Source organism: Brevundimonas sp. UBA6550 (genome assembly GCF_002434505.1).
GTDB lineage: Bacteria > Pseudomonadota > Alphaproteobacteria > Caulobacterales > Caulobacteraceae > Brevundimonas.
The window spans coordinates 41,429-57,988 of sequence record NZ_DJKE01000003.1; the positions used below are offsets into that span (position 1 = coordinate 41,429).

The window sequence follows — 16,560 nt, forward strand, 5'->3', positions numbered from 1 at the left end:
ATGGCTGCTTACGAACTGATCGATCACGAATACGACGTCGTCGTCGTCGGCGCAGGGGGCTCTGGCCTGCGCGCCGCGCTGGGCGCCGCACAGCAGGGGCTGAAGGTCGCCTGCGTGACCAAGGTTTTCCCGACCCGTTCCCATACCGTGGCGGCGCAAGGCGGCATCTCGGCCTCCCTCGGCAATATGGGCGAGGACAGCTGGCAATGGCACATGTACGACACCGTCAAGGGGTCGGACTGGCTGGGCGACCAGGACTCCATCGAATATCTGGTCCGCAACGCCCCCAAGGCGGTCTATGAGCTGGAACACTGGGGCGTGCCCTTCTCGCGCACCGACGAAGGCAAGATCTATCAGCGCGCCTTCGGCGGCATGACCCGAAACTTCGGCGAAGGCCCGGTGCAGCGCACCTGCGCCGCCGCCGACCGCACCGGCCACGCCATCCTGCACACCCTGTACGGACAGTCGGTCCGTCGCGAGGTGAAGTTCTTCGTCGAATATTTCGCCCTGGACCTGATCATGCAGGACGGCGCCTGCACCGGCGTCACCGCGCTTCAGCTCGATAACGGTCAACTGCACCAGTTCCGCGCCAAGATGGTTGTTCTGGCGACGGGCGGCTACGGCCGCGCCTACTTCTCCGCCACCTCGGCCCACACCTGCACCGGCGACGGCAACGCCATGGTGCTGCGCGCCGGCCTGCCGCTGCAGGACATGGAGTTCGTGCAGTTCCACCCGACCGGCATCTATGGCGCCGGCTGCCTGATAACCGAGGGCGCACGCGGTGAAGGCGGCTATTTGACCAACTCGGAAGGCGAGCGCTTCATGGAGCGCTATGCGCCGACCGTGAAGGACCTGGCCCCGCGCGACATGGTTTCGCGCTCCATGACCATCGAAATCCGCGAAGGCCGCGGCGTGGGTCCCAAGAAGGACCACATCTTCCTGCACCTGGATCACCTGGACCCGAAGATCCTGCACCAGCGCCTGCCGGGCATTTCCGAAAGCGCCAAGATCTTCGCCGGCGTGGATGTGACCAAGGAGCCGATCCCGGTCCTGCCGACCGTCCACTACAATATGGGCGGCATCCCCACCAACTATCACGGCGAAGTCCTGACGCTGCGCGACGGCAACCCCGACAGCGTGGTGCCTGGCCTGATGGCCGTGGGCGAAGCGGCCTGCGTCTCGGTGCACGGCGCCAACCGCCTGGGCTCCAACTCCCTGACCGACCTGGTGGTGTTCGGCCGCGCCGTCGGCCTGCGCTGCGGCGAGGTGGTGGACAAGGCGTCCGCCGTGCCGTCGGCCTCCAAGGCCCAGACCGACGCCCATCTGGCTCGCCTTGACCGCTTCCGCAACGCGAACGGCTCGACCCCCACCGCCGAGCTGCGTCTGTCGATGCAGCAGGCCATGCAGGCGGATGCGGCCGTGTTCCGCACCGGCGAGACCCTGCAGCAGGGCGTCGACAAGCTGCGCGCCATCGAGGCGGCCGGCGCCGACATCAAGACCACCGATCGCGGTTTGATCTGGAACACGGATCTGATGGAGACGCTGGAGTACGACAACCTGATCGCCCAGGCGATGGTGACCATCGAGGGCGGCCTGAACAGGACGGAATCGCGCGGCGCCCACGCCCGCGAGGACTATCCCGATAGAGATGATGCAAGATGGATGAAGCACACCCTGGCCTGGAAGCGTCCGGGCGAGGGCGTCCAGATCGACTATCGTCCGGTCCACAACTACACCATGTCGGACGACATCGCCTATATCGAGCCGAAGGCGCGGGTTTACTAAGATGGTCCAGCTCACTCTCCCCAGAGGCTCAAAGCCGACGACCGGCAAGGTCCACAAGGCCGCGCCGGGCGCCAAGGACGTGAAGACCTACAAGGTCTATCGCTACGATCCGGAAACCGACGCCGATCCGCGCTGGGACACCTATGAGGTGCCGACTGGCGACCACGGTCCGATGCTGCTGGACGCCCTGATCCACATCAAGAACACCATCGATCCCACCCTGTCGTTCCGGCGGTCGTGCCGCGAAGGCATCTGCGGCTCCTGCTCGATGAACATCGACGGGCGCAACGCCCTGGCCTGCACCAAGGGCTGGGAGGAATGCTCCTCGCACAACATCACCATCGCCCCCTTGCCCCACCAGCCGGTGGTCAAGGACCTGGTGACGGACCTCAGCCTGTTCTACGCCCAGTACGACTCGATCCAGCCCTACCTCCAGTCGGACGAGCCGGACCCCGAGAAGGAACGTCTGCAGACCCCGGCCGAGCGCGAGAAGCTGGACGGCCTGTACGAGTGCATCCTGTGCGCCTGCTGCTCGACCTCCTGCCCCAGTTACTGGTGGAACCAGGAAGAGTATCTGGGCCCGGCGGCGCTGCTGCAATCCTATCGCTGGATCGCCGACAGCCGCGACGACGCGACCCAGAAGCGCCTCGATGACCTTGAAGACCCGTTCAAACTGTATCGTTGCCACACGATCATGAACTGCGCCCAGGTCTGCCCCAAGGGTCTGAACCCGGCCAAGGCCATCGCCGAGACCAAGAAGCTGATGGTCGCCCCCAGCCGCAAGAAGGCGGCCTGACGGATCGGACGCCGGAGGCTTTGTCTCCGGCGGTTCCCTGGGTTAGGAGCGGCGCATGGCCAGCATCACCTATATCGAGCATGACGGAACCGAACACGTCGTGGACGTGAAACCGGGCCTTTCGGTCATGGAAGGCGCGATCCGAAACAATGTGCCGGGCATCGACGCCGACTGCGGCGGGGCCTGCGCCTGCGCCACCTGCCATGTCTATGTCGACGAAGCCTGGCGCGAGGCGACGGGCAAGCCCAGCGCCATGGAGGAGTCCATGCTGGACTTCGCCGAAGAGGTCGAGCCCAACAGCCGCCTGTCCTGCCAGATCCGGGTGTCGGACGCGCTGAACGGCCTGATCGTGCGGCTGCCGGAAAACCAGCACTGAGATGACCGCCGCCGCCCTGGTCGAAACGATCGGCGGCTGGATCGAACACCACATTCTGCGAATCGCAGCCGAGGACGCGACGCCGATCATCGGTGTGGCGGGCTGTCAGGGATCGGGCAAATCGACCCTGGCGCTGGGACTGGCCGAACGGTTCGGCGGCGCGGCCCTGTCGCTGGACGACGTCTATCTGACCAAGGCGGAACGGACGAGAATGGCGCGCGCCATCCATCCCCTGTTCGCCACGCGCGGCCCGCCGGGCACGCATGACCTGGCGCTGCTGCACGCGGTGCTGGATCGGTTGATCACGGCCGGGCCGAACGACCGAACGGCGCTGCCCCGGTTCGACAAGCTGGCCGACGACCGTGCGGCCGAGGCGGTCTGGCCGGTGGCGACGGGCCGACCCCGCGCCATCGTGCTGGAGGGCTGGTGTCTAGGCGCGACGCCGCAGGACCCGTCGGCGCTGGCGCAGCCGATCAACGGACTGGAGCGGGAGGCGGACCCCGACGGCGTGTGGCGACGTGCGGTCAATGCGGTCTTGGCGCGCGATTACGGTGCGGTGACCCGGCGGCTGGACGCGCTGATCTTTCTGAAGGCGCCGGGCTTCGACGTGGTGCTGGATTGGCGCTGCGAACAGGAGGCGGGGCTGACGGGCCAGCGGGTGTCGGACACGCGCCGCGCGGCGTTGCGGCGGTTCGTCCAGCACTATGAACGGCTGACCCGGCACATGCTGGACGGCGGGATCGCGCCGGACCTGACGGTGACGCTGGATGCGGATCGCGGGATCGTCGCGGCCGGTCCGGGCGTTGAACGCCTATGAACCTGTTCAAGTCCAGGACGACGGCCGGCGCGCCCGCCGAAGACCGTCGCGCGACGCCCCGCCGCGCCCTCAATGCGCGCGGGGTGGTCTGCGGTGCGGACGTGGAGGTCGCCTGCCTGATCGCGGACCTGTCGGACGGCGGGATGCGGGTGCGGATGGATCGCGGATCGGCCCTGCCGCGCGAGGTCGTGGTGGTCGATATCGCCGAGGCGATAGCCTATCCGGCCGAGGTGGTCTGGCAGCGCGGACAGGAGGCGGGCCTGCGCCAGACGGGGGCCAAATCCCTGCGCGGCCTGGCGCCGGCGCGTCTGGTTCCGGCGCGGGACGCCTGGCTGAGGGCCGGCGGGCGTTAAAGGCCGGCCGGCATGCATCCGGCGTTGATGGCGATCCGCCCCACCAGCCCCTTGACGATCAGATCCAGCGCCGAACCCTCGCGATAGTCGGCGGCGGCGACGAAGTTCACCCGGTCCTCCGAGATCAGGGAATAGACCTTCTTCTGGTCCTTCTCGTTCGAGCGCGGATCATAGACGGCGATGGAGAAGCCGCCCTTGGTGTGCATCATCTTCATGGTCGGCACGTCGGTGTCGCCGTCGCCGATGAAGATCATCCGGTCGAACGGAACGGCGCGCTCGTCGTCGGGGATGAAGTGGTTGATGCGTTCGTGCTCCCAGTGGTTCTTCACGCCCTTGTTGATGCGGAACAGATACTGCGTCTTGGTGGTGTAGTTGACGCCGACCGCCGGCCAGGCGGCCTCGCCCTTGTCGTCATAGACGTAGTGGGAGGCGAAGACGTGGGTCAGGGCGGGGCGGATCGGCGTGCCGTCGATCATCTCCTCCAGCCCGGCGGAGATGATGTAGTGCTCGATCTCCAGCCCGTATTTGGCGCCGAAGGCGTTCATCCGGTCGAACCAGCTAAGGTCCTTCAGGCCCTCGAACAGGGCGACCTCGCGGCCGTGATCGCGCAGGGTCTCGCGCGTGACGGGCGCGCCGTTCTGGCGCGCATGGTGCAGCATCAGCTGCATATACATCAGGATGCCGTCGCCGTCGGCGTCCTCGGTCAGACGCTCGGCCTCGGCCCAGAAGGCGCCGATGTCCACGCCCACCGAGGGAATGAAGCTGACCTCCTGCATGTTTCCACGGGCCAGGGTGCCGTCGAAATCATAGATGAGGGCGGTTTTCAGCGGGGCTTTTTCGGCCATGAGGCGGCATCCGGTGCGTCAGTCGAACCCCGCCCTCTATATCAGCCGGCCTCCCCCGTCGATTGGCGCCGCTGGCCGAAGGTGGGGGCCGCCGTCTTCTGCTCGTCCCAATAGGTCGCGCCGGTGGTCGGCTTGAACATGGTGCGCGGCGTGCCGTTGCGCGCCACCACGGCGAAGGTGTTGGTGGAGGCCTGATAGATCAAAGTGTCGCCGTTCGGGCGTTTGACCGTCTCCACGTCGCGCGGCGGCTTGGTGGTGAAGGCCGTGACCTTGGCCAGATAGTCCTCGGCCGAGCGGGCCCCGAAGTCGGCGCCGTTGCGGTCGTAAAGGCGGGTGATCTTGGCGTCGACCGTCTCGCGCCGGTTGGCGGTCAGGACGGGTTTGACCTCCGGCGCCGACCCCATCTCGGCGACCGATCCAGCCGTGTCCGCCAAGGCCACCGGCTTGGCCTCGGTCGAGCGATCCCGCGTCTCGACCGCCGAAGATCGGTCGCAAGCCCCAACGACCAGCAGCAATCCGCCCATCGCCAGCGCAACCACGCCCCTTGTCGTCGTCTTCATTCGCACACCCCTTCATATACCCGCGTGACGCGACGAAAGCACAACTTCATTGTTCGCGCAATGTTCCTGCGCTGCGTCTCGACGCGGTCATGGAGGATCGCTAGACCGGAGCCATGGACAGCCGCGCCCTTACCCATCGCAAGATCCTGCTGATCATCGGCGGCGGCATCGCGGCCTATAAGGCGCTGGAGCTGGTGCGGCTGATCGCCAAGGCGGGCGGGCAGACGCGGGTGATACTGACCGAGTCCGGGGCCGAGTTCGTGACGCCCCTGTCGCTGGCGGCGCTGAGCGGTCATCCGGTGCGCGCGGGCCTGTTCCACCCCGACGACGAAACCTCGATGGGCCATATCGAGCTGTCGCGCTGGGCCGATCTGGTGGTGGTGGCGCCGGCGACGGCGGGCCTGATCGCCAAGGCGGCGAACGGCCTAGCCGACGACCTGGCCTCGACCACCCTGATCGCCACGGACAAGCGGGTGCTGCTGGCCCCGGCGATGAATGTGCGGATGTGGGAGCATCCGGCGGTCCAGGCCAATATGGAGCGGCTGAAGGCCTTCCCTGGCTTGCACGGCGTCGCGGTCGTGGGGCCGGACAGCGGCGAGATGGCGTGCGGCGAATTCGGGCCGGGCCGGATGGCCGAGCCCGCCGCGATCCTGGACGCCATCGAGGGCCTGTTGGCGGGCGCGGCGGGACGGCCCCTGACCGGGCGCAAGGCCGTGGTCACCGCCGGGCCGACATTCGAGCCGATCGACCCGGTGCGGGGCCTGACCAACCGCTCCAGCGGCAAACAGGGCTACGCCATCGCCGCCGCCCTGGCCGAGCTGGGCGCAGAGGTGACGCTGGTGTCGGGGCCGACGGCGCTTGGGGCGCCAACCGGCGTGACGCGCATCGACGTGGAAAGCGCGCTGGAGATGCAGGCGGCGACGCAAGGCCAGCTGCCCGCCGACATCGCCGTGCTGTCGGCCGCCGTGGCCGACTGGCGCGTGGACACCATCGCCGGCGGCAAGATCAAGAAGGGACCGGGCGGCCCGCCGACCCTGGCCCTGATCGAAAACCCCGACATCCTGGCGGGGATCGCCGCGCCCGGCCCGAACCGGCCGGCCCTGGTGATCGGTTTCGCCGCCGAGACCACGGACCTGGAGGCCAACGCCCGCGCCAAGCTGTCGCGGAAGGGCTGCGACTGGATCATCGGTAACGACGTCTCCGACGAGGTCTTCGGCTCGGACGGCAACGCCGTGCTTCTGGTGACCGCCGAGGGGACCGAGGCCTGGCCGCGTCAGTCCAAGACCGCCATCGCCCGGGCCGTCGCCGCCCGCATCGCCGACCAGTTCAAGGCTTCAGAATGACCGAGACCGCCATCCAGATCCTGCGCCTGCCGCACGCCGAGGGCCTGCCCCTGCCCGCCTATGAGACGGCCGGATCGGCCGGAATGGACCTGCGGGCCGCCGTGCCCGAGGATCAGCCGATGACCCTGGCGCCCGGCCAGCGGGCCCTGGTGCCCACGGGCCTGAAGATCGCCCTGCCGCTGGGCTACGAGGCCCAGGTGCGGGCGCGCTCGGGTCTGGCGCTGAAGCACGGGATCATCTGCCCCAATGCGCCCGGCACCATCGACAGCGACTATCGCGGCGAGTGCGGCGTGATCCTAGCCAACATCGGTGCCGAGCCCTTCGTCATCCGCCGCGGCGAACGCATCGCCCAGATGGTGATCGCACGGCATGAGCGGGCGGACTGGATAGAGGTCGAAACGCTGGACGAAACCGCACGTGGGACAGGCGGGTTCGGCTCGACGGGGCGGTAGGCCAGCGCCCTTTTGCGTCTCCGTCATCCTCGCCCTTGTGGCGAGGATCCATACGCTCGATGCATCCGCGCGGCACACCGGCGTCGAGACCGGGCATATGGATCCCAGGGACAGGCCCTGGGATGACGAAACAGCGATTGAGAAGCGGCGGCTAAACCGGCGGCGCCGTCGGTTGGATCAGGGCAGCCTTTCGGCGGATGTGTTCGCGCCAGGCGGTGTAGAGGCCGCTGGAGGCGATCAGGGCGGCGCCGGACAGGGTGGTGAGGGTCGGCGTCGTGGACATCAGCCACCAGCCGAAGACGATGGCGCCGACGATCTGCAGATAGTCGAAGGGGGCGACAACGGCGACCGGCGCCTTTTGCAGCGAGGCGGTCATGAACAGCTGGGCCAGGCCGCCGGCGATGCCCGAGCCGATCAGCAGGGCGAAGGTCAGAGGCGAATGCCAATGGCCGACGATGGGCAACAGGATCGCCCCCACGGTCGACGAACCGACGAAGAACCAGAAGACGATGGCGGCGACGTGTTCGGTGTCGCGCAACTGGCGCAGGGTGATGGTCACGCCCGCCGTCAGCAGGGCCGCGACCAGTCCGAAGGCGATCCCTTCGACCGGCACGGCATGATCGCCCGCACCCGGCCGCATGACGATGACCACGCCGATGAAGCCCACGGCGACGGCGGCCCAGCGGCGCGGGCCGACCGCCTCCTTCAGGATCAGGAAGGACAGCAGGGTGGCGAAGATGGGGGCGGTGAAGCTGAGGGTCGTGGCGTCGGCCAGCGGCAGCAGCGTCAGGGTCTGAAACACGCACAGGATCGAGAGGATGCCCAGGGCGCTGCGGCCGACATGGGCCAGGGGCCGGCGTGTTTTCAGGCTCGCCAGCCCGCCCGGCTGGGTCAGCACCCAGGCCAGCACCACCGGCAGGCCGAAGAAGGCGCGGTAGAACAGCATCTCGGACGCCACCACGCCGTCCCGCGACGCCAGTTTCAGCACCGCCGCCATGATCGAGAAACAGCCCGCCGCCGCGATGCGCAGGACGATGCCGCCGGCGATGTCCTCGCCGGCGGGCAGGGTTGGTTCGCGCCCCGGCCGTTCAGGCGCGGGCACGACCGGCTTAGGCCTGCCCGGTTTCGACCGGCTGCTGGGCGATCTGCTGCTGACGCGCGATATAGATGGCGGCGAAGTCGACGGGATCCAGCTGGAACGGGGGATAGAAGCCGCCGTCGGCCGTGGCGCCGGAGATGATCTCGCGCGCGAACGGGAACAGGTAGCGCGGGCATTCGATCAGCAGCAGGGGCTCGATGTCCTGCTCCTGGACGTTGGCCAGCTGGAACAGGCCGCCATAGACCAGTTCCACGTGGAACACGGGCTGGTTCTCGTGGGTCGCCTTGATCGACAGCTTCAGGTCCAGCTCGAACAGGCCGTCCGGGCGGCCCTGGGCGGCCATTTCGACCCCCAGGTCGATGGCAGGCTTGCCGTCGATGCGCAGGGATTCCGGGGCGCGCGGGTTCTCGAACGAGAAGTCGCGGACGTATTGGGCCAGGATGCGGAAGCCGGGGCCGGCGGGCTGGCCCTGCTGAGCCTGGCCCTGGTCGCCTTGTTGGGGTTGGCCTTCGGCAGGGGGGGCGGCGTCGGTCATGGAGCGGTCTTTGAAGCGGTTTCGGGAAACGGATGGCGGCCGATAAGGCGGCAATGAGGCGCCGCGACTACCATGCCGGGACGCTTGGCCGCAATGTCGCGCGCGCGATTGGGGGCGCGGTTCGCCTTGCCTCGCCCTATATGACACCCTAATCACGGCAGACAGCCGTCTGGCGCGCCCGTCGCCCGCTACAGGAATTCCGCCTTGAACCTGCCGGTCCAGTTCCAGATCGTCGTCTTCGCCGTGATCGCGGCCATCGTCCTGTTCCAGCTCTACAATGTGCTGGGCAAGCGGGTCGGCCGTCAGCCGCAGGAAGACGCCAAGGCGGCCGTCGCCGGGCCGACGCCGAACGAGGCGCCGGCCACGCCCGCCGTCGACCCCGCCACCCTGGCCTCCATCGCCACCCTGAAGGCGCGCGATCCGGCCTTCGACCCGGCGCGGTTCCTGGACGGGGCGCGTCAGGCCTATGAGACCATCGTGCGCGGCTACGCCTCGGGCGACCGGGCGGCGCTGAAGCCCCTGCTGAAGCCCAATGTCATGGCCTCGTTCGAGGCCGGCATCGCGGCGCGCGAGACGCGCGGCGAGACGGAATCGGTCGAGTTCCTGTTTCCGCCCCGCGCCGACCTGGAAGGAGCGACGGCCGAGGGCGACCGGGCGGTGGCCAAGGTGCGCTTCCTGGCCGAACTGCGTAGCCGGGTCACCAAGGCCTCGGGCGAGACGGCCGATTCCGAGACCGGCGAGCCGCTGGTCGAGGAACGCCGCACCGCCGAACACTGGACGTTCGAGCGCACCCTGGGCGCGGCCGATCCGAACTGGGTCCTGGCGCGCGTCGAGCCGGCCAACGCCTGATGCCCGGCCCGAGAGGTCTGGGCGGCGGATCGCTGGGCCTGGCCGGATTGATGGTGCTGGCCGCCTGTTCGTCGGCGCCGATGACGCCGCATCGGCCGACGCCCGGCGCGATCCCCGGCGGGCCCGTCCCCTATACGCCGTCGCCGAACCCGGGCGGACCGCCGCCGACGCCGTCCAACGCCTTGAGCCCCGCCGTCCTGCCCGGATGGAACGACGAGGATCATCTGGCCGCCTTCCGCGCCTATGTGGACGGGTGCGGGGCGGCGCGCGAGGACGCGGCACGCAGGGTCTGCGCCCGCGCCAAGGCCATGGCGACGACCATGACCCTGACGCCTTCGGACGCGCGGGCCTTCTTCGAGGCCAGTTTCAGCGCTGTACCGGCGACCACCTCAGACGGGCGGCCCGGCCTGCTGACCTCCTATTTCGCGCCTGAGTATCCGGCGCGCCGCCGCCCGGACGCGGAGTTTTCGGCGCCGGTCCTGCCCAAGCCCGCCAATCCGCGCGCGGCGGGCGACCGGGCCTATATCGAATCCGCCGCGCGACCGGATCAGGCCCTGGCCTGGATGCGGGCCGAGGACCTGTTCTTCCTGCAGATCCAGGGTTCGGGCTATCTGACGTTCGAGGACGGGACGCGGGGCCGCGCCGCCTACGCCGCCGACAACGGCAAGCCCTTCGTCGGCATCGCCCGGCCGATGGCGCAACAGGGACTGTTGCCGCAGAACGGCACATCGGGCGATGCGATCCGGGGCTGGCTGGCCAACCATCGGGGCTATCAGGCCCAGGCCGTGATGGCGCTGAACCCGCGCTACATCTTCTTCCGTCTGGACCCGGACGATAACGGCCATCCGGCCGGCGCCGCCGGCGTGCCCCTGACCGAACGGCGCGCCATCGCGGTCGATCCGGCCCATTGGCGCTATGGCGAACTGGTCTGGCTGGAGGCCGACGGCGGCAATCTGCGCGGCGCCAGCGCCAGCTATCGCGGATTGGCGATGGCGCTGGACACCGGCTCGGCCATTCGCGGCCCGGTGCGGGCCGACCTCTATATGGGCCGCGGCGACGCCGCAGGGGCCGAGGCCGGGACCGTGCGCCACCCCTTGCGGATGTGGCGTCTGGTTCCGAGGGGCTGAGCGCCCTCCCCTGTTCCTGAGCCTTAAGCCAGGTCCTCGATCTCGTCCTCGGTCAGTTCGCCGGGGACGATGGTGACGGGCAGTTTGCGCCCGCCGATCTGGGCGCCGTGCTTGATGATGGCCGAGACCAGGGGCCCGGGTCCGCGCGAGCCCGTCCCGGCCGCCAGGACCAGGATCTTGATGTCCGGGTCGGCGGCGACGACCTTTCTGATGGCGCCCTGGGCGTCGCCGGTCTCGATCAGGAAGACGGGCGCGGCGCCCGAGCGGGCCATCGCCTCCTCGCCCAGGCGATTGAGCAGGCCCTCCGCCTCCTCGCGCTGCTGGCGGGCGATCTCTTCGCGCGCGCCCGACCAGTGGGCGTCGCTGTCGGATGGCAGGACGCGCAGCATGACCACGCGCCCGCCCGTCGACTTGGCCCGGCGCGAGGCGAAGCGCAGGGCCGCCTCGAACTCGGGACTGTCGTCGACGACGACGAGGAATTTTCTCGGCATTGCGGCCTCCCCAGCCTGATGTCGGACGAGAAGAGGCGGCTGAACGGGCGTTCCGTCAAGCCGCCTCTGGCTCAGGCCCGTATCAGCCGCGCGTCGCGCTCGACGCCAGGTCGCGGATCGTGGCGTTGGCGATGGTCAGTTTGGCGAAGGTCCAGCCCGAGCCGGACTGTTCGATCTCGTCCACCGAGGCGCGCACGCCCTGCACCGCCGCCTGTTTGGAGCCGATCCAGGCGTCCACGGCGCCCTCGGCCGCATCCTCGCTGACGCCAACCGACGGATCGGAGGCGCCGGCGACGGCGCGGGTCAGGGCGGCCTGTTCGTTCATCAGGTCCTCGATCAGGCGACGAACGGCCAGACGGTCGAAATGATCCGCAGACGGAATGGAGCCGGCGGCCGCGCGCAGGCGGTCGAAATCGAAGGCGGCCCCGACCTGGTGATACAGGCGCGCCATGGCCGCGACAGGCCAGTTCGCCTCCTGCGCCAGGTCGCCGATGTCGGAGGCGGCGACCAGCGGTCGCATGATGGCGATGCTGCGCACCAGATCCTCGGGCGCGCCCATGTCGGCGAAGGTCTTGACCCGCGCGTCCAGCCGCCCCTGCTCGAACCGCGACAGCACCGGCGCGCCCTCGGCCTGAAGGGCGTCGGCGATGGGGCGATAGCGGTCGATCAGCCCCTGGACCGAGACGCCGGTCTTGGCGCGGCGGGCCATCCAGAAGGTCTGGCGACGCAGGACCACGGCGATCTCGCGATAGAGGGCGGTCTGCGCCTCGGCCGAAATCTTCAGGTCCAGGGCCGAGACGGCGTCCCAGGCCTGGTCCAGGCGGAAGACCCGGCGCGCGGCCTCGAAGGCGATGATCAGGGCCGTGGTGTCGCATTCCGCCGAGCCGCGCAGGCGGTCGGGGAAGGTCGGGCCGCACATGTTGACGACTTCGTTGGACATGACGGTGGCGATGATCTCGCGCCGCAGACGGTGGCTCTTCATCTCCGGCTCGAACCGGGCCAGGGCGTCGGGGAAGTAGCGGACCAGTATCTGTTCGAAGAACGGATCCTCGGGCGCGCTCGAGGCCACGATGTCGTCGGACAGTTCCAGCTTAGCGTAGGCCGTCAGGACCGCCAGTTCAGGCCGCGACAGGGCGATGTTTGCCGCCATCATCTCCTTGACGCGGACATCGCCGGGCAGGCCCTCGACCTTGCGATCCAGTTTCCCACGCGCCGACAGCGCCTGCATGAACCGCTGCTGGGCGTCCAGGGCGCCGGCCCCTTCCGCCTGTTGCAGGGTCAGGGCCAGGGTCTGGTCGTAGTTGTGGGCCAGAACCTTCAGACCCACCTCGTCGGTCATCGAGGCCAGAAGCGGCGTGCGCTCCTCCATCGGCAGGACGCCGTTGGTCACGGCCGAGCCGACCAGGATCTTGATGTTGACCTCGTGGTCGGAGGTGTCCACCCCGGCCGAGTTGTCTATGGCGTCGGTGTTGATGCGGCCGCCGTTCTGGCCGAACACGATGCGTCCCGCCTGGGTGAAGCCCAGGTTGGCCCCCTCGCCCACCACCTTGACCCGCAGTTCGTCGCCGTTGATGCGCAGGGCGTCGGTGCCCTTGTCGCCGACCTGAGCGTCGGTCTCGGCGGGCGATTTCACATAGGTGCCGATGCCGCCGAGATACAGCAGCTCGGTCGGCGCCTTCAGGATGGCGCGGATCAGGCTGATCGGGTCCAGGACGTCGTCGGAAATGTCCAGCGCGGCCTTGATCTGGGGCGTCAGCTGGATGGACTTGGCCGAGCGGGAGAAGACGCCGCCGCCCTCCGAAATCAGCGCCTTGTCATAGTCCTGCCAGGACGAACGCGGCAGGTCGAACAAGCGCTTGCGCTCGGTCCATCCCGTCACATGATCCGGGTTCGGATCAATGAAGATGTCGCGGTGGTCGAAGGCGGCGACCAGGCGCGTGGCCTTGGACAGAAGCGCGCCGTTGCCGAAGACGTCGCCCGACATGTCGCCGACGCCGACCATGGTGAAGGGCTGGGTCTGGATGTCCTTGCCCATCTCGCGGAAGTGGCGCTTGACCGCCTCCCAGGCGCCGCGGGCGGTGATGCCCATGGCCTTGTGGTCGTAGCCGACCGAGCCGCCCGAGGCGAAGGCGTCGCCCAGCCAGAAGCCGTACGAGGCCGAGACGCCGTTGGCGATGTCCGAGAAGGTCGCCGTGCCCTTGTCGGCGGCCACGACCAGATAGGGGTCGTCGCCTTCCCAGGCGATCACATCGGCTGGATGGACCACCGAACCGTCGGCGGCGATGTTGTCGGTGATGTCCAGCAGGCCGGACAGGAAGGTGCGATAGGCGCGAATGGCCTCGCCCTGGATGGCCTCGCGGTCCGTCGTGCGGGGCAGTTGCTTGGGATAGAAGCCGCCCTTGGAGCCGACCGGCACGATGACGGCGTTCTTGACCTGCTGGGCCTTGACCAGACCCAGAACCTCGGTGCGGAAGTCGTCGCGGCGATCCGACCAGCGCAGGCCGCCGCGCGCCACGGGACCGAAGCGCAGGTGAACGCCCTCGACGTGCGGCGCCCAGACGAAGATCTCCCGATAAGGTTTCGGCAGGGGCAGGTCGTCCAGCTCGCGCGAGGCGATCTTGATGGCGATGTGCGGCTTGGGCTGGCCGTCGGCGTCATGCTGGAAATAGTTGGTGCGCTTGATCGCGCCGATCAGGGCGGCGATGCGGCGCAGCGCCCGGTCGTGGTCCAGGCTCTTCACGTCCTGAAGCAGGGCGGTGATCTTGCCTTCCAGTTCGGCGACGGCCGAGGCGCGGTCGTCGGCCGATCCGCCGGCGGCCGGTTCGAACTTGGCCTTGAACAGCGACAGCAGGGCGCGGGCCACGTCGGGATATTCGCGCAGCGCCTCTTCCTGCACGGTCTGGGACGGATCGAGGCCTGTCTGCTGGCGATAGTGGGCCAGGGTGCGGATCAGGGCCGCCTCGCGCCATTCGACGCCTAGCTCGACCACCAGCCGGTTGAAGCCGTCGCTTTCGTTGCGGCCGGTCCAGACGGCGGCGAAGGCGTCCTCGAACGGCCCCTTCACATCGTCGAAGACCAGGGCTTCGCCGCGCGGATCCTCCATCAGGAACTCGTGGATGTGGATCTCGGTGTCGCCCAGCGGACGAATGGCGTTGCCGTATTCCTCCAGCGTCTTCAGCCCCATGTCGGCCAGGATCGGCAGGACGTCGGATAGGGGCACGGCCGAGCCGCGACGATACAGTTTGAAGCGGAACTGCAGGCGGCTGTCGTCCGGCGTGCGGAAGGCGCGCACGGCGACGGGCTCCCCCTCCCCCGGCGCGCCGGTGTCGTTCAGCCGGGTCATGAACTGCAGGTCCAGCGCCGCCTCGTCGGCGTCGTAGCGGTCGCGGTAGCCGGCGCCGAAGGCCCGCGTCCATTTGGCGCTGATGGGCCCGACCGAAACCTCCTCCACGCCCGACCGGCGCAGGCCCGCCTCGAAGCGATCGACCCAGCCGCGCCCGGCCTCGGCGACGTCGGCCTCCAGCTGAACGGGATCGGGCACCGGGTGATCGCCGGGCGTCACGCCGATGATATAGTGGACCCGCACCAGCGGCGCGTCGGACAGTTGCGGATACCAGGCCGAGATCCGGCCGCCCCAGGCGCGGGCGACGATCTGGCCGATGCGCTCGCGCACCGCCGCGTCGAACTTCTCACGCGGGATGAAGCACAGGACCGAGACGAAGCGGTCGAACGGATCCTGGCGCGAGAACAGCCGGATGCGCGGCCGGTCGTACAGGTGAAGAATGCCCAGGGCGATGGACAGCAGTTCGTCCTCGCTGATCTGGAACAGCTCGTCGCGCGGATAATTCTCCAGGATGTTCTTCAGGCGTTTTTCGTTGTGGCTGCCGGGCGCCTTGTCCGCGCGGGCCAGGGCGTTGGCCACCTTGCGGCGCAGCAGCGGCACCTCGGTCGCCAGCTGGTCGTAGGCCTCGGACGTGAACAGGCCGACGAAACGGGTCTCGCCCGTCGCCTTTCCGTCCGCGCCGTAACGTTTGACCCCGACGTAATCCATATAGGCGCGGCGATGCACGCGCGAGCGGGCGTTGGCCTTGGCCACCGTGACCGGCTCGGAAAGATCCAGCTGGCGGCGCATCTGATGTGTCAGAACCGCCGGCTCGGACGCGCGGCGCAGCACGGTGCGCTCGGGGTCCGCCAGTATGCCCAGGCCCTGGCCGGACTGGCTAAGGGGCGCCTCGGCTTCGTAGTCGCCGCCGGCGGTGCGCGGATAGTCGTAGTCGCGCGCGCCCAGGAAGACGAAATGGTCGCTCTTCAGCCATTTCAGGAAGGCGATGTTCTCGGCCAGGACCGCCTGATCGACGGCGGACGGCGGGGTGGCCTCCAGCCGCTGGACCGCCTGGCGCATCAGGCCCGTCATGGCCTCATGATCCGCGACGGCGGCGTGGACGTCGGCCAGGCTCTGGGCCAGGCCCTCGCCCAGAACGTCGCGACGCTCCTGCGGCACGCTGTCGATGACCAGCATGATGATCGACAGACGACGGCCGTCCAGATCGACCACCGGGTGGAACAGGGCGCGCACCGAGACGGCGGCCTCGGCCAGGGCGCCCATGACGCTGTCGACCAGGAAGGGGGCGTCCGCCTGGACGATGCGCACCAGGTCGTAGTCCAGCGCCTTGCCGTCCACGCCGTGCATCGGACCGACGGTGATGACCGGCGCCGCGGCGTCGGCGGCATAGGCCCTGGCGGCCGTCCAGGATGCGGCCAGCAGGGCGGCCAAGTCCTCGCCGCCCAGTTCCGGCGTCTCGTCGGCGGCGTAATCCTCGTACGCCTGGGCCAGATAGACCTTCTCCGTCGCGCCCGGCCCGGTTCCCACGATCCGGGCGAAGGCCGCCTCCAACGCGGCCTCGGTGATCGGCTGGACGACGGATTGGCGCAGATCGGGGGCGGTCATGGACGAGCAGTCTCGAACAACGCGGCGGGGCCGCTGGAGAAGTGGCGCGACGTGGCGCCGCCCCTGCTGACTAGGCCAGGACCGGTCGCGCGGGAAGCCCCTGGAGACCGATCATTGTAATGATCAGTGATCAGCTTGGAATTATTGTGCAGCGCCACAAAGCAGAAAGCCGCCGGACTGGGGG

Annotated in this window: 15 protein-coding genes; 9 read left to right on the plus strand and 6 right to left on the minus strand. The window is 68.8% G+C overall.

Going from position 1 to position 16,560, the window contains the following annotated elements; translation table 11 throughout:
* Genes sdhA through B3Z70_RS02595 form a run of 5 tightly spaced genes read left to right on the plus strand, consistent with a single transcriptional unit; the run spans position 1 to position 4,127 of the window.
* Positions 1–1,785: a succinate dehydrogenase flavoprotein subunit gene (sdhA, locus tag B3Z70_RS02575; protein WP_292024548.1), complete on the plus strand. Its 1,785-nt coding sequence runs from the start codon at positions 1–3 to the stop codon at positions 1,783–1,785.
* A gap of 1 nt (position 1,786) precedes the next feature.
* Entirely contained in the window at positions 1,787–2,581 is a 795-nt protein-coding gene (locus B3Z70_RS02580) for a succinate dehydrogenase iron-sulfur subunit (RefSeq protein ID WP_292044599.1), read from the plus strand.
* Between the two features lie 55 nt (positions 2,582–2,636).
* Positions 2,637–2,957, plus strand: coding sequence for a 2Fe-2S iron-sulfur cluster-binding protein (locus tag B3Z70_RS02585; protein ID WP_039246732.1), 321 nt, complete (start codon positions 2,637–2,639; stop codon positions 2,955–2,957).
* Between the two features lies 1 nt (position 2,958).
* Positions 2,959–3,774, plus strand: a complete 816-nt coding sequence (locus tag B3Z70_RS02590; protein ID WP_292044601.1) for a kinase — start codon at positions 2,959–2,961, stop codon at positions 3,772–3,774.
* Positions 3,771–4,127, plus strand: coding sequence for a PilZ domain-containing protein (locus tag B3Z70_RS02595; RefSeq protein ID WP_292024545.1), 357 nt, complete (start codon positions 3,771–3,773; stop codon positions 4,125–4,127). The genes B3Z70_RS02590 and B3Z70_RS02595 overlap by 4 nt, the downstream gene beginning before the upstream one ends.
* Here B3Z70_RS02595 and B3Z70_RS02600 read toward each other — a convergent pair.
* Complete coding sequence (locus B3Z70_RS02600) at positions 4,124–4,972, minus strand: haloacid dehalogenase-like hydrolase (protein WP_292044604.1); 849 nt, start codon at positions 4,970–4,972, stop codon at positions 4,124–4,126. The two genes, B3Z70_RS02595 and B3Z70_RS02600, sit on opposite strands and share 4 nt — an antisense overlap.
* Positions 4,973–5,013: 41 nt before the next feature.
* On the minus strand, positions 5,014–5,532 hold the full coding sequence (locus B3Z70_RS02605; RefSeq protein WP_292024543.1) for an S-type pyocin family protein: 519 nt from the start codon (positions 5,530–5,532) through the stop codon (positions 5,014–5,016).
* A 113-nt stretch (positions 5,533–5,645) separates the two neighbouring features.
* Here B3Z70_RS02605 and coaBC point away from each other — a divergent pair, with 113 nt between their 5' ends.
* Positions 5,646–6,875: a bifunctional phosphopantothenoylcysteine decarboxylase/phosphopantothenate--cysteine ligase CoaBC gene (gene coaBC / locus B3Z70_RS02610; protein WP_292024540.1), complete on the plus strand. Its 1,230-nt coding sequence runs from the start codon at positions 5,646–5,648 to the stop codon at positions 6,873–6,875.
* On the plus strand, positions 6,872–7,327 hold the full coding sequence (gene dut / locus B3Z70_RS02615; RefSeq protein WP_292024538.1) for a dUTP diphosphatase: 456 nt from the start codon (positions 6,872–6,874) through the stop codon (positions 7,325–7,327). Before coaBC ends, dut begins: the two co-directional genes overlap by 4 nt.
* A 151-nt stretch (positions 7,328–7,478) precedes the next feature.
* Here dut and B3Z70_RS02620 read toward each other — a convergent pair whose 3' ends face one another.
* Both B3Z70_RS02620 and secB read right to left on the minus strand, forming a co-directional pair.
* Complete coding sequence (locus B3Z70_RS02620) at positions 7,479–8,429, minus strand: DMT family transporter (RefSeq protein ID WP_292024536.1); 951 nt, start codon at positions 8,427–8,429, stop codon at positions 7,479–7,481.
* A 7-nt stretch (positions 8,430–8,436) separates the two neighbouring features.
* Positions 8,437–8,961, minus strand: coding sequence for a protein-export chaperone SecB (gene secB / locus B3Z70_RS02625; protein ID WP_292024534.1), 525 nt, complete (start codon positions 8,959–8,961; stop codon positions 8,437–8,439).
* A 210-nt stretch (positions 8,962–9,171) separates the two neighbouring features.
* Between secB and timA the strand changes: the two genes are divergently transcribed.
* Positions 9,172–9,810 (plus strand): TIM44-related membrane protein TimA, encoded by a 639-nt coding sequence (gene timA / locus B3Z70_RS02630; protein ID WP_292024551.1) that lies wholly within the window; start codon positions 9,172–9,174, stop codon positions 9,808–9,810.
* Complete coding sequence (locus B3Z70_RS02635) at positions 9,810–10,937, plus strand: MltA domain-containing protein (protein ID WP_292024532.1); 1,128 nt, start codon at positions 9,810–9,812, stop codon at positions 10,935–10,937. Before timA ends, B3Z70_RS02635 begins: the two co-directional genes overlap by 1 nt.
* Before the next feature lie 23 nt (positions 10,938–10,960).
* Here the strand turns inward: B3Z70_RS02635 and B3Z70_RS02640 are convergent, their stop codons facing one another.
* Together B3Z70_RS02640 and B3Z70_RS02645 are read right to left on the minus strand one after the other, a co-directional pair.
* The gene (locus B3Z70_RS02640) at positions 10,961–11,428 is read right to left on the minus strand and encodes a universal stress protein (RefSeq protein WP_292024529.1); all 468 of its coding nucleotides are present in this window, start codon (positions 11,426–11,428) and stop codon (positions 10,961–10,963) included.
* Positions 11,429–11,510: 82 nt separating this feature from the next.
* Complete coding sequence (locus B3Z70_RS02645; RefSeq protein ID WP_292024527.1) at positions 11,511–16,376, minus strand: NAD-glutamate dehydrogenase; 4,866 nt, start codon at positions 16,374–16,376, stop codon at positions 11,511–11,513.
* Positions 16,377–16,560: the final 184 nt, after the last annotated feature.